The sequence below is a fragment of the Nocardiopsis valliformis DSM 45023 genome, from assembly GCF_000340985.1.
Lineage (GTDB): Bacteria > Actinomycetota > Actinomycetes > Streptosporangiales > Streptosporangiaceae > Nocardiopsis > Nocardiopsis exhalans.
The window spans coordinates 12638-29877 of sequence record NZ_ANAZ01000037.1 but is presented as its reverse complement, the minus strand read 5'-3'; the positions used below and the strand labels follow the sequence as shown (position 1 = coordinate 29877).

16 protein-coding genes are annotated in these 17240 nt (G+C 71.2%); 11 read left to right on the top strand and 5 right to left on the bottom strand.

All coding sequences use genetic code 11. From position 1 onward, the window contains the following. Window positions 1-129 precede the first annotated feature (129 nt). Together D457_RS36790 and D457_RS33455 are read left to right on the top strand one after the other, a co-directional pair. On the top strand, window positions 130-2211 hold the full coding sequence (locus D457_RS36790; RefSeq protein WP_051073040.1) for an adenylate/guanylate cyclase domain-containing protein: 2082 nt from the start codon (window positions 130-132) through the stop codon (window positions 2209-2211). Further along, entirely contained in the window at window positions 2208-2909 is a 702-nt protein-coding gene (locus D457_RS33455) for a Crp/Fnr family transcriptional regulator (protein WP_017583666.1), read from the top strand. Before D457_RS36790 ends, D457_RS33455 begins: the two co-directional genes overlap by 4 nt. Window positions 2910-2991: 82 nt before the next feature. On the opposite strand, the gene D457_RS33450 is transcribed toward D457_RS33455, so the two are convergent. After that, window positions 2992-4899, bottom strand: a complete 1908-nt coding sequence (locus D457_RS33450; protein WP_051073039.1) for an FHA domain-containing protein — start codon at window positions 4897-4899, stop codon at window positions 2992-2994. Window positions 4900-5166: 267 nt separating this feature from the next. Here D457_RS33450 and D457_RS0126290 point away from each other — a divergent pair, with 267 nt between their 5' ends. Genes D457_RS0126290 through D457_RS0126265 form a run of 6 tightly spaced genes read left to right on the top strand, consistent with a single transcriptional unit; the run spans window position 5167 to window position 11808 of the window. Beyond that, a complete protein-coding gene (locus D457_RS0126290) occupies window positions 5167-6171 on the top strand; it encodes a Gfo/Idh/MocA family protein (RefSeq protein ID WP_017583665.1) in 1005 nt (334 codons plus the stop codon). 50 nt (window positions 6172-6221) lie between these two features. Then, window positions 6222-7151, top strand: coding sequence for a 5-dehydro-2-deoxygluconokinase (iolC, locus tag D457_RS33445; RefSeq protein WP_051073043.1), 930 nt, complete (start codon window positions 6222-6224; stop codon window positions 7149-7151). Next, entirely contained in the window at window positions 7141-8016 is an 876-nt protein-coding gene (locus tag D457_RS0126280; protein ID WP_017583663.1) for a Cgl0159 family (beta/alpha)8-fold protein, read from the top strand. Before iolC ends, D457_RS0126280 begins: the two co-directional genes overlap by 11 nt. Then, window positions 8013-8933 (top strand): 5-deoxy-glucuronate isomerase, encoded by a 921-nt coding sequence (gene iolB, locus D457_RS0126275; protein WP_017583662.1) that lies wholly within the window; start codon window positions 8013-8015, stop codon window positions 8931-8933. The genes D457_RS0126280 and iolB overlap by 4 nt, the downstream gene beginning before the upstream one ends. Further along, complete coding sequence (gene iolD / locus D457_RS0126270; protein WP_017583661.1) at window positions 8930-10828, top strand: 3D-(3,5/4)-trihydroxycyclohexane-1,2-dione acylhydrolase (decyclizing); 1899 nt, start codon at window positions 8930-8932, stop codon at window positions 10826-10828. Before iolB ends, iolD begins: the two co-directional genes overlap by 4 nt. A gap of 17 nt (window positions 10829-10845) precedes the next feature. Continuing rightward, window positions 10846-11808 (top strand): TIM barrel protein, encoded by a 963-nt coding sequence (locus tag D457_RS0126265; protein ID WP_017583660.1) that lies wholly within the window; start codon window positions 10846-10848, stop codon window positions 11806-11808. 142 nt (window positions 11809-11950) lie between these two features. Here D457_RS0126265 and D457_RS33440 read toward each other — a convergent pair whose 3' ends face one another. After that, a complete protein-coding gene (locus D457_RS33440; protein WP_051073038.1) occupies window positions 11951-12181 on the bottom strand; it encodes a hypothetical protein in 231 nt (76 codons plus the stop codon). Between D457_RS33440 and D457_RS35965 the strand changes: the two genes are divergently transcribed. Continuing rightward, complete coding sequence (locus D457_RS35965) at window positions 12165-12320, top strand: hypothetical protein (protein ID WP_239646235.1); 156 nt, start codon at window positions 12165-12167, stop codon at window positions 12318-12320. The genes D457_RS33440 and D457_RS35965 overlap by 17 nt on opposite strands. 11 nt (window positions 12321-12331) lie before the next feature. Here D457_RS35965 and D457_RS0126250 read toward each other — a convergent pair whose 3' ends face one another. Beyond that, complete coding sequence (locus tag D457_RS0126250) at window positions 12332-13552, bottom strand: cysteine desulfurase-like protein (protein ID WP_017583657.1); 1221 nt, start codon at window positions 13550-13552, stop codon at window positions 12332-12334. A 167-nt stretch (window positions 13553-13719) separates the two neighbouring features. Between D457_RS0126250 and D457_RS0126245 the strand changes: the two genes are divergently transcribed. After that, window positions 13720-14283: a helix-turn-helix domain-containing protein gene (locus D457_RS0126245; protein WP_017583656.1), complete on the top strand. Its 564-nt coding sequence runs from the start codon at window positions 13720-13722 to the stop codon at window positions 14281-14283. Further along, complete coding sequence (locus D457_RS0126240) at window positions 14280-15623, top strand: MFS transporter (protein WP_017583655.1); 1344 nt, start codon at window positions 14280-14282, stop codon at window positions 15621-15623. The genes D457_RS0126245 and D457_RS0126240 overlap by 4 nt, the downstream gene beginning before the upstream one ends. 28 nt (window positions 15624-15651) lie before the next feature. Here D457_RS0126240 and D457_RS0126235 read toward each other — a convergent pair whose 3' ends face one another. Together D457_RS0126235 and D457_RS0126230 are read right to left on the bottom strand one after the other, a co-directional pair. After that, window positions 15652-16749: a M20 family metallopeptidase gene (locus D457_RS0126235; protein WP_017583654.1), complete on the bottom strand. Its 1098-nt coding sequence runs from the start codon at window positions 16747-16749 to the stop codon at window positions 15652-15654. 9 nt (window positions 16750-16758) lie between these two features. Then, the gene (locus D457_RS0126230; RefSeq protein WP_017583653.1) at window positions 16759-17238 is read right to left on the bottom strand and encodes an Lrp/AsnC family transcriptional regulator; all 480 of its coding nucleotides are present in this window, start codon (window positions 17236-17238) and stop codon (window positions 16759-16761) included. Window positions 17239-17240 lie beyond the last annotated feature (2 nt).

The following is a 17240-nucleotide window of genomic DNA, read 5'->3' as shown; positions in this document are numbered from 1 at the left end:
TGTCTGCGTACTCTTCGACATAAGGCCGGACTTTTCTCCGTCCGCTCGCCCCGTTCGCGGTGCGCAGCAGCCCTTGTAGGTACTGCCCCTTCCGCCCTCCCCTGACTCATCACCAAGGTCGTACTCGTCATGTCTGGGACCGCTACCCCCACGTCCTCACGACTTTCCTCGCTGCCCGCCCGCTCCGTGCGCTTCCTGGTCTGGAGCCTGCACCTGGCGGCCCCGCTCGCAGGCCTCTGGCTGCTGCTGGCGCGACCACACCTGGATGTGCTGCTCCACCACAACCCCGGTCACTTCTGGCTTGTCCTAGGGGTCTCCCTGGTCAACGTGGCTCTGGGTCTGTGGATCCGCTCCGCCGCCAGGCGCCACGGCGACGCACGCCTGTTCCTGGTGTCCCTGGCCTTCCTCTCCTCCGCCGGTTTCCTCGCCGTCCACGCCCTGCTCACCCCGGGGATCCTGGTGGACGGCGCCACCATCGGGTTCGACCTGTCGCACCCGGTGGGCCTGGTCATCGCGTCCGTGTTCGCCTTCGTCTCCTCCCTCGATCTGAACCCTGAGCGGAGTCGGCGGGTGTTCAGGTTCGAACGGCTGCTGTGGGGAGGCCTGGCCGTGCTGATGGTCGGGTGGGCCGTCGCCGGTCTGCTCGGCATCCCGCCCCTGCACCTTCCTGACCAGGCGCGCGACGTCGAGGGGCCGATGGTGCCGGTGGCGATCGGCGCTGCCGTGCTGTACGTGGTGGCGGCCTTCCGCTACTACCTGGTGTACCGGCGCGAGACCTCAGCCGTCCTGCTGAGCCTGGTGACCGCGTTCGTCCTGCTGGCCGAGGCGATGGTGACCGTCATCATGGCGGACAAGTGGCACCTGTCCTGGTGGCACTGGCACCTGATGCTGGTCGCCGCCTTCGGCTTCATCGCCTATAGCGCCTACCTCCAGTACCAACGGGAGGGCACCTCGGTGGGTGTCTTCGACGCGATCGTGCTGGAGGAGACGGCCCAGCGCATCCGGACGGAGTACGAGGACGCCCTGGAGGAGTTCGTCGCCTTCCTCAGCGAGCAGGAGAAGGGAGGCCGCAGCTCCCCTGCGCAGGCCTCCGCCGCCCTTGCCGAGCGCTTTCACCTCTCCGAGGGACAGGTGAGGGTGCTCGAACGGGCGGCCTCCGCCCTGGCGACCGAACGGGCGACGTCGCGGCGGCTGACCGCCCTGCTGGAGGTTGGCCGCCGCACCAGGGTGGCCGACCAGGACGAGGAGGAGTACCTGCGGTCGGTCCTGGAGGTGACCCGCCCGGTCTACGGCGACGTGAACGTTAACCTCGCCTCCGGCGGGACGGTCCGGTTGGCGGGCCGCGACTACTCCGTCGTGGAGTGGGACGAGGGCGGACGACTCCGCGAGGGCAGGGTGGCGTACCCGCTGGTCTTCCGCGGCGGAGTCGCGGGTGTCCTGGAGGGTCCCGAAGAACACTCGGGGCCGGTCCCCGCCTCCCTGGGCGGACTGGCCGAACACCTGTCGGTGTCCCTGGAGAACGTCCGCCTCTACCGCGAACTCGGCACCCTGTTCCGCCAGTACATGTCCCCGGACGTGGCCTCGGCGCTGCTGGCCGACCCCGACCAGGCCGCACTGGGCGGACAGGTCCTGGACGTGACCGTGCTTTTCGCCGACCTGCGCGGGTTCACCACCTTCTCCGAGCAGGTGGACCCCGAGCGGATCGTCTCCATGCTCACTCGCTACCACAGCGCCGCCGTGCCGTGCGTACTCGGTAACGGCGGCACGATCGTCCAGTTCGTCGGCGACGCCATGCTCGCCCTGTTCAACGCCCCCGCGCGCCAGGCCGACCACGGTCTACGGGCGGTCCGGGCCGCCCTGGAGATGGGTGAGGCCTTCGAGAGGATCTCCGTGGAGAACCCGGAGTGGCCGCGCTTCCGCATCGGGGTCAACACGGGCCCGGCTCTGGTGGGCAACATCGGCAGCGAGGACCTGCGCGGTTTCAACGCCATGGGCGACGCGGTGAACGTGGCGGCCCGGCTCCAGGAACTGGCGGAACCCGGTCAGATCGTGGTCGGCGACGCCACGCTGCGCTCCCTGGGCGTTCCCGTGGAGAGCCGGGAACTCGGGGACCTGGACATCAGGGGACGGCAGGGAACGGTACGCGCCCACTGCGTCACCGCCCTCCACGAGGAGACACGGCTCAAGGACGCGGGAAGGGGGACCGCGTGACTCGGTCCGCCGACGGGGGAACCGGACCGGACACCGAGTTCTGGAGTGGGCTCACGGGAGAGGAGCGCTCCGCGCTGTGTGCCGCGGGCAGGGTCCGGCGCTGGGATCGGCGCGAGATCGTCTTTCACGAGGGTTCCGCCCCCGACTTCGTCCTGGTGGTGCTCACCGGGCGGGTGAAGGTGTCCTCCCACACCGAGGACGGGACCGAGGCCCTGCTTGCCGTTCGCGGTCCCGGGGCGCTCCTGGGGGAGTTGGGGGTGGTCGACGAGCGGCCTCGTTCGGCCACGGTGCAGACTTTGGAGGACATGACCGGCCTGGTCCTGGGACTGGAGCAGTTCACCGGCTACCTGGAGGAGTACCCGCGTACCGCGCTGATTCTCCTGCGCATGGTGGTCGGCCGGCTCCGGGACGCCGACCGCAAGCGGGTCGAGTTCGGCTCCATGGGCGCGGCCCGGAGGGTTGCGGCCCGGCTGGTGGAATTGGCTGACCGTTTCGGCAACCAGTCTGCCGAGGGCCTGCGTGTCGCTCTCCCTGTCTCCCAGGACGAACTGGCCTCCTGGACGGGGGTCTCACGGGCGGCAGTCAACAAGGCCATGGGAGTGCTGCGCTCTCATGGCTGGGTCACCACCGGCCGATTGAACATCACGGTCCACGACATGGCCGCCCTGCGCCGCTACGCACGGGAGGGCGGGGCCTGACCAGGTCATCGCCACGATTCCCCTGCCCCCGGTTCCCCGTTCCCGCCCCTTCGGCAGAGGAAGCGGGGGACAGGGAGGCGCGTCAGGGCGCGCTGCCGCGGGCAGGGGCCGCCCCGACCGCCTCTCGCCCGCTGGCGGGCGAGGCGGACAACGCCTCCTCCTGGTAGAAGATGTCGATGTCGACCTCCTCCCCGCCGACGGTCAGCGTGTCCCACTGTCCGCCGCCCACCAGGGAACGCAGGGTCGTGTCGTCCAGGCCCTCCAGACGTGCGCGCAGGTCCGCGTCGTCGGGCATGCCCGCGATACGCGGAGACAGCCTCGACCGGATCGATCCCATCCGCTCCAGCAGAGTCTTCAGGTCCGCCTCCCGGTCCCCGTCCTCCGCCGCCATGCTCCGGGCGATCCCGGCCTTGATCGGGTACGCCGTCCCGTCCTGGTCGGTGTTGACCATCGCCTGCCAGGCGCGGCTCTTGTGCCGGTACTGGAGCATGGACATGACCGCCTCGTGGCGGGTGAAGTCCGCGTCGCGCAGCGGCCGCCCCTTCCAGGTGCTGCTGAGTGAACGCGCCAGGGAGATGGCCGAGGCCAGACCGCTGTTGAGGCCGCGTCCGGGCCAGAAGTGGATGGCGTTGGCGGCGTCCCCGAGGAGGAATCCGTAGGTGGACGGCGAGGACGGTGTGGCGGGGCGGAGCTGGGCGCTGAACCGCGGCTGTTGCACCATGCTCAGCCGGAAGGCGGTGACGGCGCTGAGGTTCTCCTCGGCCACGCCGAAGAAGGCGAGACCCTCCCGCACGCGCTTCCACAGGGCCGAGCCCTTGACCAGGGCGGGCAGGAACAGCGAGCTGTGCGTGGAGCAGGAGAAGTCGCCGTGGCCGTCACGCGTCATGACACACGGGCGCGAGGCGATGCACTGTTCGAACACCTGCCGGACCGGGTCGATCCCGACGACCTCCCGCGCCTCCTCGTCGGTGAGGCGCATGTTGAGGAAGCCCTCGCCACGTAGGGAGTTCAGCAGGAAGCGGTTCTGCGCCACGGTCAATAGGACGGTCGTGGCGTCCGACAGGTCCGAGCGCACGCGCAGGCCCAGGACGATGTCCTCGACCTGTTCGCCGTCCAGGGAGTAGATCGAGGGGTCGGGGCGGCCGAACCGGTCGGCGAAGTGCTCGCGGGTCCGGGACCGCGAACCGTCGCAGATCGCGAGCACGTGGCTGCGCTCCAGGGCGCCCTGCTGCTCGGCGGCGTCGAAGCGGCCGGGGACGAGCCTGATGCGTTGGCTCTCGTTGGCCATCTCCAGCAGGACGTCCTCGACGTGGGAGATACGGATGTTGCGCGGCCCGTACCCGCGGATCGAGTCGGCACCCGAGGGCCACATCTCGGTGTAGGAGCCGGGGGTGAACAGCCGTTCCTGGATCTGCTCGGAGAGGTTCAGGAACTGGCGGCTCTGGACGGTCACGACCTGCTGGCGCCGGACGTTGCCCTGCTTCAGGTCCTTCCACACGACGCGGGAGCCCTCACGGGTCCAGCGTCCGTCGTGGACGGTGACGGCGACCTGGGGGCCGATGAGGTGTTCGAGGAGGAGGGCGAAGGCCAGTCCCACGGGGCCGCCACCCGCGACCGTGACGTTCAGGACGGGGCCCTTCACCACGGAGGGCCGGACGAACATCTGGGTCATCGGGAAGTCCGCGACGGTGTCGGCGACCTGGGCCGTCTCCCAGCAGAACGTCTCGTCGCCGATCGTCATCAGGTCACCGGGCCGCAGGACCCGGTGGTCCACCTCGTCGCCGTTGACCTTGGTCCCGTTGCTGCTTCCGCGGTCGCGCAGGACGTGGTCGTCTCCCTCGCGGACGATCTCCGCGTGGAAGCGTGAGGCCAGTTGGCTGGCGACCACCACGCTGTTGTTCTTGTGCCTCCCGAAGGTGACCGGGCTTTCGCCGAACAGGAACCGCTGTCCGGCGCGGGGACCTTCGCGACCGACGATTTCGAATGTCATGGACCGGCCTCCTCTGCAGGTGAGGGACTCCGCCCCGGCGGCCGGGCCGGCCGGTGGGGCGCTCTCAACAGGTACACGGATGGCAGTCCGTTTCGGTTCACTCTGTTCTCTCTTTCGTTTTCTCTCGAGCCATGTTGTCCCCCGATATGCGTACATCAGTATGTCTGGACAAAGTCTTGACAATGCGAAGGCGATCGAGTGAGCATGAGGCCTTGAATGTGACGTGCGCAACACGCCGTCGCGCTCCAGCCGCACCCAGGGAGCCCTATGCGCATTGGCCTGGTAGGAACCGGACGCATCGGACAGTCGCACGCCGCGGCCCTCCACGCCCGCCCCGAAGTGGAAGACCTCCTGCTCGCCGACGCCGATCCCGCACGGGCCCGGGCCACGGCCGCGCGGGTCGGCGCTGAGGCAGCAGGGAGCGTCGCCGAACTCCTGCGCCCCGGGGCGGTCGACGCCCTGGTCATCGCGGCCGCCACCCCCGCACACCCCGACCTCATCCTCGCCGGGCTCGCCGCGGAGATCCCCGTCTTCTGCGAGAAACCGGTCGCCCCCACCGTCGCCGAAACCCTGCGCGTGCGCGAGGAGGCCGAACGCACCAAGACCCCCGTGCACATCGGATTCATGCGCCGCTTCGACGCCGGATACGCGCGCGCCCACCGCGCCGTGCGCTCCGGAGACCTGGGTACACTGCACCGCGTCCACGCCACCACCTGCGACATGGCCCCGCCTCCGGAGGACTACGTGGCCACCTCTGGCGGTCTGTTCCGCGACTGCCACGTGCACGATTTCGACATCCTGCGCTGGGTCACCGGCCGCGAGGTGGTGGAGGTCTTCGCCTACGGCGCCAACCGCGGCGCCGGCTTCTTCGCCGAGCACGGCGACGTGGACACCTCGGCCGCTCTGCTGCGCCTGGACGACGGAACTCTCGCCACACTCCAGGGGTCGCGGTACAACGGAGCGGGGTACGACGTCCGCATGGAACTGGCCGGATCGCGCTCCACCCTCGCCGTTGGCCTGGACGACCGCGTTCCCCTGCACTCGGCCGAACCCGGCGTGGCCTTCCCCTCCGGGCCGCCCTGGAAGGAGTTCTGGTCGCGGTTCACCCCCGCCTACGAGGCCGAGATCTCCGCCTTCATCACCATGGTCCGCGACGGCGGGCCCAGCCCCTGCACGGTAGCCGACGCGTTGGAGGCGGTGCTGGTCGCCGACGCCGCCGACCTCTCCCGCCGCGAACACCGCCCCGTCCGGCTGACGGAGGTGCGCCCTTGACCCCGCGAGGCGAGCCGGACCGGTCGGAGCAGCCGCCTCAGGTGCTCACCATGGGCCGGATCGGGGTGGACATCTACCCCGAACAGATCGGCGTCGGCCTGGACGAGGTCACCTCGTTCGGCAAGTTCCTGGGCGGCAGCCCCACCAACGTCGCCGTGGCCGCCGCCCGCCACGGCCGCACCAGCGCGATCATCACCCGCACCGGCCAGGACCCCCTGGCCCGCTTCGTCCACCGGGCCCTGCGTGGCTTCGGCGTGGACGACCGCTTCGTCACCGCCGTGCCGGGCACCGCCACCCCCGTCACCCTCTGCGAGATCTTCCCGCCCGACGACTTCCCCCTGTACTTCTACGGCCGCGACCCCGCCCCCGACCTGCTCGTCGAGGCCGACCAACTGGACCTGACCGCCATCGCCGGGGCCGACCTGTTCTGGGCCACCGTCACCGGCCTGTGCCGCGAACCCAGCCGCACCGCCACCCTGGCCGCCCTGCGCGCCCGCGAGCGCCGCCACCCCACCGTCCTGGACCTGGACTTCCGGCCCATGTTCTGGGATGCGCGTGAGGACGCCGGCCCCTGGGCGGCCGAGGCGCTGGGGCTGGCCACCGTCGCCTGCGGCAACCTCGACGAGTGGGAGGTGGCCGTGGGCACCCGTGACCCCGGCGAAGCCGCCTGGCGCGGCCGCGAACTCGGCCTGGACCTGGCCGTGGTCAAACAGGGACCCGACGGGGTGCTGGCCGTGGACGGCGCCGGTACTCACCGCGACCCCCCGCTCCGGGTGGAGGTGGTCAACGGGCTGGGCGCCGGGGACGCCTTCGGCGGGGCCCTCTGCCACGGCCTGCTCTCCGGCTGGCCGCTCGCGCGCACTCTGGGCTTCGCCAACGCGGCCGGAGCCATCGTCGCCTCCCGACTGGCCTGCGCCGAGGCCATGCCCACCACCGCCGAGGTACTGCACCTGCTGGAGGGGGCCGCCCATGCCGGCTGACCGTCTGCGCGAGATCACCCGGGCCCGGCTGCACCGGCCCGCGGCTTTCGCCGAGGCCGCCGCGTCCCGCGAGCGCCCCGACTCCCTGGTGGGTCCCTCCGGCCGGGCGCTGATCGTGGCCGCCGACCACACCGCGCGCGGAACGCTGCGCTCGGGGGCCCGTCCCCTGGCCATGGCCGACCGCGCCGACCTGCTGGACCGCCTGTGCACCGCCCTGGCCCGGCCGGAGGTGAACGGGGTACTGGCCAGCGCCGACATCATCGAGGACCTGCTGTTCCTGGGCGCCCTGGAGGGCAAGGCGGTCTTCGGTTCCATGAATCGGGGCGGGCTGTCCGGGGCCCGCTGGGAGGTGGACGACCGCTTCACCGGCTACACCCCCGAGGCCATCTCCCGCTTCCGGCTGGAGGGCGGCAAGATGCTGCTGCGCCTGGACTACGCCGATTCGAGCACCGCCCGCACCATGGAGAGCTGCGCGGCGGCGGTCAACGCCCTGGGCGACGCCGGGAAGGTGGCGATGGTGGAGCCGTTCATCGCCTACCGCGCCGACGACCTGGTGCGCAACGACCTGTCCACCGAGGCGGTGACCCGGGCCGCGGCCATCGCCTCCGGACTCGGCCACTCCTCGATGCACACCTGGCTCAAACTCCCGGTGGTCGCCGACATGGAACGCGTCGCGGCCGCCACCACCCTGCCCGTCGTCCTGCTGGGCGGCGACGCCGCCGCGGACCCCGAAGCCGCCTACGCCGCCTGGGCCAAGGCGCTCGAACTCCCCAACGTCGTCGGCCTGACCGTGGGCCGCTCACTCCTGTACCCGGCCGACGACGACGTCGAGACGGCCGTCGACACCGCTGTGGGGCTGCTGTGACACGTACCGAACACCACCCGACCGAACACCACCCGAGGGAACTCCACCTGTCCGCGCTGAGCACCGCCCAGCCGCCCTTCCGTACCGTCGTCACCCCGGACACCGCCGGATGGGGGTACTCGGGGCTGCGCGTGCTCGAACTGGCCCCGGGGCACTCCGCCCAGATCCACACGGGGGAATCCGAGACCCTCGTGCTACCGCTCAACGGAAGCTGCACGGTCGCGCTGGACTCGGTGGTCTTCGAGATCGAGGGCCGCCCGGACGTGTTCTCCCGGGTCAGTGACTTCGTCTACCTGCCCCGCGGCTCCCGCGTCACCGTCGCCAGCACCTCGGGCGGGCGCTTCGCGCTCCCCGCCTCCCGCTGCGACCGAGCCCTGCCCGCCCGCTACGGCCGGGCCGAGGACGTCCCCGTGGAGCTGCGCGGGGCCGGGCAGAGCAGCCGCCAGGTGAACAACCTCTGCCTGCCCGGGACCTTCGCCGCGGACCGGCTGCTGGTCTGCGAGGTCATCACCCCGGCCGCCAACTGGTCTTCCTACCCGCCGCACAAACACGACGAGGCTACCGCCACCGAGTCCGAGCTGGAGGAGATCTACTACTTCGAGGTCGACGACGGCCCGCACGGCCACGGCGTGGGATACCACCGAGTCCACGGCGACGTGAACCGTCCCATCGACGTGCTGGCCGAGGTGCGCCGAGAGGACGTCGTGCTGGTCCCGCACGGCTGGCACGGCCCGTCCATGGCCGCCCCCGGCTACGACCTGTACTACCTCAACGTCATGGCCGGTCCCGGGGCCGAACGCGCCTGGCGGATCAGCGACCACCCCGACCACGCCTGGGTGCGCGGCACCTGGGCGGACCAGGAGATCGACCCCCGGCTGCCGCTGTGCACCGCCGAGGGAAGGCGGGGCGAACGATGACCGGCCCTTCCCGCACCGGCACCGTCCGGCTCACCACATCCCAGGCCCTGGTGCGCTTCCTGGCCGCCCAGTACACCGAGCGCGACGGCGTCCGGCACCGCCTCTTCGCCGGGGTGTGGGGCATCTTCGGCCACGGCAACGTCGCCGGGCTGGGTCAGGCCCTGCTCCAGGCCGCGACCACCGGCGAGGCTGACCTGCCCTACCGCCTGGCCCGCAACGAACAGGCCATGGTGCACACCGCCGTGGGCTACGCCCGGGCGCGCGATCGGTTGTCCGCCTTCGCCTGCACCGCCTCCACCGGGCCCGGCTCCACCAACATGGTCACCGGGGCCGCCCTGGCCACCATCAACCGGATCCCGGTCCTGCTGCTGCCCTCGGACATGTTCGCGGGCCGCGGCCCCGATCCCGTCCTGCAACAGCTGGAGGACCCCCGGTTCGGGGACGTCTCCGTCAACGACGCGCTGCGCCCGGTCTCCCGGTACTGGGACCGGATCACCCGACCCGAACAGCTGATTCCCGCCGCGCTGGCAGCTGCCCGCGTGCTCACCGACCCGGCCGAGACCGGCGCGGTCACCCTGTGCCTGCCCCAGGACGTGCAGGCCGAGGCGTACGACTGGCCGGGGGAGTTCCTCCGGGACCGCGTTTGGCACGTGGGTCGCCCCCTGCCCGAACCCGACGCGCTTGCCCGGGCCGCCGAAGCCATCCGGGGCGCCCGCCGCCCGCTCCTGGTGGCCGGGGGAGGGGTGGTCTACTCCGAGGCCGCCGAGGCCCTGCGCGCCCTGGCCGAGGCCACCGGGATTCCCGTCGCCGACACCCACGCGGGCAAGGGCGCCCTGCCCTGGGACCACCCGAACGCGGTGGGCGGGCTCGGCTCCACCGGCGCCCGCAGCGCCAACGCCCTGGCCCGCGAGGCCGACGCGGTCATCGGCGTGGGCACCCGTTACAGCGACTTCACCACCGCCAGCCACACCCTCTTCCAGGACCCGGGCGTACGGTTCGTCAACGTCAACGTGGCCCGCTTCGACGCGGCCAAGCTCTCCGCTGTCCAGGTCGTGGCCGACGCCCGCACGGCGCTCACCGCGCTGCGCACCGAACTCAACGGTTGGCGGGTGGACCCCTCCTACGAATACCGCGCCGCCGGACTGGTCCGGGACTGGAACACGGAGGTGGACCGCGCCCGCCTGGCCACCGGTAGCAACGGTCTGGCCGCGCAGAGCGCCGTGATCGGCACGCTCAACGACGTCCTCCACGAGCGCGACGTGGTCGTCAACGCTGCCGGAAGCATGCCCGGCGACCTGCAAAAACTCTGGCGGTCCCGGGATCCCAAGGCCTACCACGTCGAGTACGCCTACTCCTGCATGGGCTACGAGATCGCCGCCGGACTGGGCGTGCGGATGGCCGCCCCCGACCGCGAGGTGTTCGTGCTCGTCGGCGACGGCTCCTACCTGATGATGGCCCAGGAGATCGCCACCATGGTCGCCGAACGCGCCAAGGTCGTCATCGTCCTGGTCCAGAACCACGGCTTCGCCTCCATCGGTGCTCTGTCCGAGAGCGTGGGTTCACAGCGCTTCGGCACCGGTTACCGCTACCGCGACCCCGACACCGGACACCTGGACGGCACCCCGCTCCCGGTGGACCTGGCCGCCAACGCCGCCAGCCTCGGTGCCCGCGTCATTCGGGTCGAGGACCCCGCCGACCTGCGCAAGGCCTTCGAGGAGGCCAGGGCCGCCGACACCGTCACCCTCGTCCATGTGGAGACCGACCCCCGTGCACCCGGACCGCCCGCCAGCGCCTGGTGGGACGTGCCGGTCAGCGAGGTCTCCGAACTCGAGAGCACCCGCGCCGCCCGCCGCGACTACGAGGAGCGGCGGCGCGACCAGCGACACCACCTGTGAGCCCCGCGAGGAGCGCCATGACCAGCAGCAGCACCGACACCGCACTCCAGACCGCACTCCAGACCGCCAAGGACCGGCTGGTCCTGGGCTCGGCCCCCGACTCATGGGGCGTGTGGTTCCCCGACGACACCCTCCAGATCCCCTGGCCCCGGTTCCTCGACGAACTCGCCGGCTCCGGCTACGGGTGGCTCGAACTCGGCCCCTACGGCTACCTGCCCACCGACCCCGCACAGCTCAACGAGGAGGTCGGCAAGCGCGGCCTGAGGGTCAGCGGCGGAACGGTCTTCGGTGATCTGCACCATGCTCGGAACTGGGACGACACCCTGACCACCGTGCGCGCCGTCGCCGAGCTCACCGCCGCCGTCGGCGCCCACCACCTGGTCCTCATCCCGCCCATGTACCGCGACCAGCGAACCGGAGCCTTCACCGAGTCACCCGCCCTGGACGCCGACCAGTGGGCCCGCCTGACCCGCGCCGCCGACGAACTCGGCCGGATCCTGCTCGGCGACTACGACGTGCGCCTGTGTGTGCACTCGCACGCCGACAGCCACGTCCAGACACAGGAGGAGATCGAGCGCCTGCTCGACGGGACCGGTCCCGACCTGGTGTCGCTCTGCCTGGACACCGGCCACGTCGCCTACGGTGGCGGCGACGCGGTGGACCTGATCCGCCGCTACCGCGAACGGATCGGCTACGTGCACATCAAACAGATGGACCCGGAGATCATCCGCCAGGTCCGGGCCGAACAGCTCGGCTTCGGCGAGGCGGTCCGGCGCGGGGTGTGCGTCGAACCACCCGCAGGGGAGCCCGCGCCCGCCGCCGTGGTGGACGCGCTCGCCGAGGTGGACGCGCGGGTGTTCGTCATCGTCGAACAGGACCTGTACCCCTGCGACTTCGACACCCCCAAGCCCATCGCCGAACGCACCCGCCGCTACCTCAACAGCTGCGGCCTGGGCGCCCGCCACCAGCGCAGGCCCTGACCCGGGCCGCTCTCTCGGATGCCTGTGGCTTGAGTGGCGGCAGGGGGTGGTGGGGATTGAGGGTGGGGAGGGAAAGACATGACCGACAGTATGTCAGCGTCATGTAGCCGAAAGTGAGCTATGTCCCCTCCGTGCGGGCGGATCACCCCAGGAGCATGCGGGGGACCAGGTAGACGAGCGAAAATGCCTCGTAGACCGCGCCGACGGTGAGCAGCGCGATTGCGGGCAGGCTCAACCAGTCGAACCGCCGGAACCGGCACGGGTATCCGTACCGGGGGTTGGGGGCACCGACCGTCTCCGGGCGCAGCCAGGCCATCGCGAAGACGAAGGAGCCGAGTGAGAGCAGGATGTGGGTCTTGAACTCGATGGCCATGGTCAGGGAGTGCGGGATCAGCCGGACGATGGCCGAAGCGGTAGTGCAGCTGTGCAACCCCGCGCAGCTGCGCGTGCTCAAGCGCCTGAACGAGCTCCTGGCGGAGGAGGCCCCGGCCGCGAACGACGACGCGCTCTGACCGGGGACGGGTCAGGACCTGGGGCGATCGCCCAGTGCGCTGGACAGCGCGGTGAGCAGCCGGTCGACGTCCTCCTCGGACACGTAGGGCGCCATGCCCACGCGCAGTCCGGCGTCGTCGTCCAGCCCCAGCCGGGCGAAGGTCTCGTAAGCGTAGAAGCTCCCGGCGGGGGCGAGGACGTCGCGCTCGGCCAGGGCACGGGAGACGTCGAGGCTGCGCCGTCCGGGGAAGGTCATGAACAGGGTCGGGGTGCGCTCGGCTGCCCGCGAGTGCAGGGCCACGTCGCCGCCGAGTGTGGCCAGCCCCGCCTCCACCCGCTCACGTAGGGCCCGCTCGTGCGCTGCGATCATCCCGTGCGCGGCCACCAGCCGCGCACGCCGTGAGGGACCGGTCGGGGCCAGGTCGGCGAGCACCTCCACGGCCTCGGTCGCCCCGGCCATGATCTCGTAGGGCAGGGTGCCGAACTCGAAGCGTTCGGGCACCTCGTCGGTCGAGGGCAGCAGCTTGTCCGGGTGGATCGTCTCCAGCAGCGCGGGGGAGGCGGCCAGGACCGCGCAGTGCGGGCCGAGGAACTTGTAGGGCGAGCACACCAGGAAGTCGACTCCCATCTCCCGCAGGTCCACCACCTCGTGTGCGGCGAAGTGCACGGCGTCGACGTACACGAGCGCGCCCACCGTGTGCGCGCGGTCGGCGATGGCCCGCACCGGGGGCTTGGTGCCGAGCAAGTTGGAGGCGGCGGTCACCGCCACCAGCCGGGTGCGTTCGTTGACCACTTTGTCCAGGTCGGACAGGTCCAGCTCGGACGTCTGCGGGTCCAGGTCGATCCACCGTACGGTCGCACCCGCCCGCGTGGCCGCCTGGATCCAGGGTCGGACGTTGGAATCGTGGTCCAGCCGGGTGACGACCACCTGGTCACCCGGCCCCCACCCCTTGGCCAGGTGCCGCGAGAAGTCGTAGGTCAACTGGGTGGCGCTGCGCCCGTAGACCATCCCTGAGGGATCCGCGCCCAGGAGGTCGGCGTAGGCGCTCCGGAAAGCGCGGACGGTCTCTTCGGCGTTGGTCTGCGAGACCAGGGAGCCACCCCGGTTGGACAGGGGGCCGGTCAGGGTGCGGGCGATGGCCTCGCCCACCCGCGTGGGGGTCTGGGTGCCCCCGGGGCCGTCGAAGTAGGCGATGCCGGACTTGAGTGAGGGGAAGCCGGACCGGAACGAGTCGAGGTCGAAGGCGGGCATGGGACTCCTTTGCTGCGCGGGTCTGGGCGAGGCGGGAGCCGGCCCCGCATCCCACACTGGCATATCGCCGACCCGGGCGGGCAGGGGGTTTGACGAATAGTCGGGATTGGCCGACCATACGGTATAAGACGACCATTCGACTTCTGCCGACCGACGGAGTACCCCCTGTGACGGAAACACCCGACTACGAACTCGCCGATTCCCTGGAACTGTCCACGCCCGAGCAGTACCGGGCTCTGTTCGAGGACATGCGTACTGAGATCGTCATGCTGCTGCTGGAACGCGCCGCGACCACCTCGGAGCTGGCCGAGTTGCTCGGCCGCCCCAAGGGCACCGTGGGCCACCACCTGAAGGTGCTGGAGGAGGCCGGGCTGGTGCGCGTTGTGCGCACCCGCAAGGTGCGGGCCCTGGAGGCCAAGTACTACGGGCGTACCGCGCGCACGTTCTACTACCAGGCGATCAACGAGGCACGCGGGCTGAGCCAGCGCACCCTCGCCGACGTCTCCGCTGAGATCACCCAGCTGCCCGCCGAGCTCGCCGATCAGGTCAACGTGAACCTCCGTTACGCACGCATCCCCGCCGATCGGGTCGCGGAGTGGAATGAGCGCGTGGGCGACCTTCTGGTGGAGTTCGGCACCCAACCGCGTTCGGGCGAGACCACCTACGGCCTGGCGATCGCTCTCTACCCGACGGGCCGGAACTCGCTGCCCGAGTCCGAGGGGCGCGGATGAGCGACACCGCAACCACCGCCCGGCCGCGGCTGGGCCGCGACTACTGGAAACTTCTCTCCGCCACCGGGATGACCAACCTCGGAGACGGGCTCATGACCGTCGCCGTGGTGTGGCTGGCCTCCGCCCTGACCCGCGACCCCCTGCTCATCGCCCTGGTCGCCCTCACCACCCGGCTGCCCTGGCTGCTGTTCTCCCTGCCCGCCGGGGTGATCACCGACCGCTTCGACCGGCGCCTGCTGGTGGCCTGGATGGACGTCGGCCGCCTCGTCGTGGTCGCCGCCTTCGGGGCGCTCGTGCTGCTCGCCGAGGGCGGGCTGCCCACCCCCGAACAGCTGGCCTCCGGTGAGGGAGCCCCCGCCTCGGCCGCACTGCTGCTCATTGGCCTGTACGTGATGTCCTTCCTGGTCGGCTGCGCCGAGGTGGTCCGCGACAACGCCGCCCAGACCCTGCTGCCCGCGGTGGTGGACCAGCGCCTGCTGGAGAAGGCCAACGGCCGGCTGTGGGGCGTGGAGGTGACCACCAATCAGTTCGTCGGGCCGCCGCTGGCCGGGGTGCTCATGGGCCTGGCCCTGACGGTCCCGTTCCTGTTCAACGCCGGTCTACTCGCGGTCAGCGCCGCACTGTTGTTCACCCTGGCCGGTACCTACCGCCCTCGTGGCGTCGATGCCAGCACGGGCCGGATCGCCTGGCGGGCCGAGATCGGCACCGGCTTCCGGTGGCTGTGGAGCTACCCGGTGCTGCGGGCCCTGGCGCTGCTGCTGGGCGCGCTCAACCTGGCCTCCGCCATGGTCTTCCCGCTGCTGGTGCTCTACACCCAGGACGTGCTCGGCCTGTTCGAGGGCTGGCAGTTCGGGCTGATCCTGACCGGCGCGGCCGCCGGTGCGCTGGCCGGATCGCTGTTGGCTGAGCGGATCATCGCTGTCTTGGGCGAGGGGCGCTGCCTGCTCGGCTCGATCGTGATCCTCGGGCTCGGCTTCGCCGTCATCGGCGCCCTACCCGTCACCGCCGTCGTGTGGATGTCCGGTGTGGTGAGCGGCGTGGCGATCGTGGTGTGGAACGTCATCACGGTCTCGTTGCGCCAGCGGATCATCCCCGACCACCTGCTGGGCCGGGTCAACTCGGTCTACCGGTTCTTCGGCTGGGGGACCCTGTCCGTGGGCACCCTCCTGGGCGGGCTGCTGGTCGCCGGACTCGAACCGGCCCTGGGCCGGGAATGGGCGCTGCGCCTGCCGTTCCTGCTGGCCGGGGCGGTGCACCTGCCCCTGCTGCTCTTCGCCTGGCGCCGGGTGAACGGCGCGAAGATGGCCCAGGCCCGGGCCGAAGCCCTTGAGCGGACCTGAGCCCGAGCCCCCCTCCTGCTCAAGGTGCTCAGCCCCGGATCGCGTTCACCAAGCCGGCGGCTAGCTGCGCGCGCTCGACCATCGAGTCCACCATTAGGTACTCGTGGTCGGCGTGCGCGCCGCCGCCGACCGCACCCAGGCCGTCCAGGGTAGGCACCCCCAGCGCCGCGGTGAAGTTGCCGTCGCTGCCGCCACCGACCGCCACACCTTCGACGCCGGGCAGCAGCTTTCGGACGTGAGCCAGTAGTTCCTCAGCCATCTCCGGGGCCATCGGCGGGCGGTTCACCGAACCACTCACCTCGATCCGGGCCCCGTCCAGGTGCGGGGTCAGGGCCGCGAAGGCCTCCTCGACCCGGAGGCGCTCCGTATCGTCGGCGACTCGCACGTCCACGGTGACGGTCGCCTGCGCCGGGACCACGTTGTCCGTGGTCCCGGCGGCGGCCACCGTCGGTGTCACGGTCGTGCCGACCTCCGGGCGGCTCAGCGCCGCGATGTCCAGTACCTGGCGGGCCGCCTCCACCAGGGCGTTCACCCCCGCCTCGGGCGCCAGGCCCGCGTGCGAGGCCCGGCCGTGCACCGTCACCTCGAAGGTTCCGCAGCCCTTGCGGGCGACCTTCAGGTGTCCACCCTCGGCCGCGCCCTCGAAAACCAGGACCGCGACGCAGGCTCGGGCCCGCTCCTCGATCAGCGCGCGCGAGTGGCGCGAGCCCACCTCCTCGTCGGCGGTCACCAGGAACTCCACCCCGGTCAGGTCGTCCAGGGTCGCCAGGCCGTGCACGGCCTGCACCAGCCCGCCGAGCATGTCGTACACCCCGGGGCCGGTGGCGCGCCCGTCCGCCACCCGGAAGGGGCGCCGTTCCAGGGTGCCGATCGGGAACACCGTGTCGTGGTGGCCCAGGACCAGTACCCGGGGCTCGCCCCCGCCCAACCAACGCACGTGCGGTCCGGCCGGGCTCGCGACGAGTTTCGCCCGCCCGCCCAGCCGCTGTTCCAGCACGGCCGCTACCGCCTTGGCCGACCCCTCCAAAGCGGCCAGGTCACGTGAAGGGGACTCGGTCTCCACGAGCACCCGCAGGTCCTCCAGCATCGCGTCGACGCTCACGCCGACACCTTCGCGCTTGTCCATGCCGACAGGCTACGGCTGCGCGCCCTCGCGGATCGGGAGCGGGGAGGTGGGTTTGGTGACGCTGATGGTGAAGGTGGTCTCGATCGAGGAGATCGCCGGGATCGCGCGGAGCTTGGTGCGCATCAGCTCCTCGTAGGCGGCGAACGAACCGGCGGCGACCTTCAGCAGGTAGTCGTGGTCGCCCGCGAGCAGGTAGGCCTCGGTGACCTCCGGGATCTCACGGATCGCCTCCTCCACCCGCTCCACCACCCCGGTGCCGTGCGAGTCCAGGCGCAGCCGCACGAACGCGGTGATGTCGAGCCCGACCGCGGCCGGGTCCACCACGGCGGTGTACTTGTCCACCACACCGGACTGCTCCAGGCGGCGGACCCGGCGCAGACACGGGGACGGGGACAGCCCCACCCGGTCGGCCAGTTCCTGGTTGCTGATCCGCCCGTCGCTCTGTAGCTCGTGCAGAATCCGCAGATCAATCTCATCCAACGTGTTCATAT

Excerpts from the sequence above, each read along its gene's own strand:
- D457_RS0126240 (WP_017583655.1), top strand. The coding sequence starts at position 14,280 with ATGAGCGACACCGCAACCACCGCCCGGCCGCGGCTGGGCCGCGACTAC.
- D457_RS0126265 (WP_017583660.1), top strand. The coding sequence starts at position 10,846 with ATGACCAGCAGCAGCACCGACACCGCACTCCAGACCGCACTCCAGACC.
- D457_RS0126235 (WP_017583654.1), bottom strand. The coding sequence starts at position 16,749 with ATGGACAAGCGCGAAGGTGTCGGCGTGAGCGTCGACGCGATGCTGGAG.
- iolC (WP_051073043.1), top strand. The coding sequence starts at position 6,222 with ATGGGCCGGATCGGGGTGGACATCTACCCCGAACAGATCGGCGTCGGC.
- D457_RS33440 (WP_051073038.1), bottom strand. The coding sequence starts at position 12,181 with ATGGCCATCGAGTTCAAGACCCACATCCTGCTCTCACTCGGCTCCTTC.
- iolD (WP_017583661.1), top strand. The coding sequence starts at position 8,930 with ATGACCGGCCCTTCCCGCACCGGCACCGTCCGGCTCACCACATCCCAG.
- D457_RS0126250 (WP_017583657.1), bottom strand. The coding sequence starts at position 13,552 with ATGCCCGCCTTCGACCTCGACTCGTTCCGGTCCGGCTTCCCCTCACTC.
- D457_RS0126230 (WP_017583653.1), bottom strand. The coding sequence starts at position 17,238 with ATGAACACGTTGGATGAGATTGATCTGCGGATTCTGCACGAGCTACAG.
- D457_RS0126290 (WP_017583665.1), top strand. The coding sequence starts at position 5,167 with ATGCGCATTGGCCTGGTAGGAACCGGACGCATCGGACAGTCGCACGCC.
- D457_RS0126280 (WP_017583663.1), top strand. The coding sequence starts at position 7,141 with ATGCCGGCTGACCGTCTGCGCGAGATCACCCGGGCCCGGCTGCACCGG.
- D457_RS36790 (WP_051073040.1), top strand. The coding sequence starts at position 130 with ATGTCTGGGACCGCTACCCCCACGTCCTCACGACTTTCCTCGCTGCCC.
- D457_RS33450 (WP_051073039.1), bottom strand. The coding sequence starts at position 4,899 with ATGACATTCGAAATCGTCGGTCGCGAAGGTCCCCGCGCCGGACAGCGG.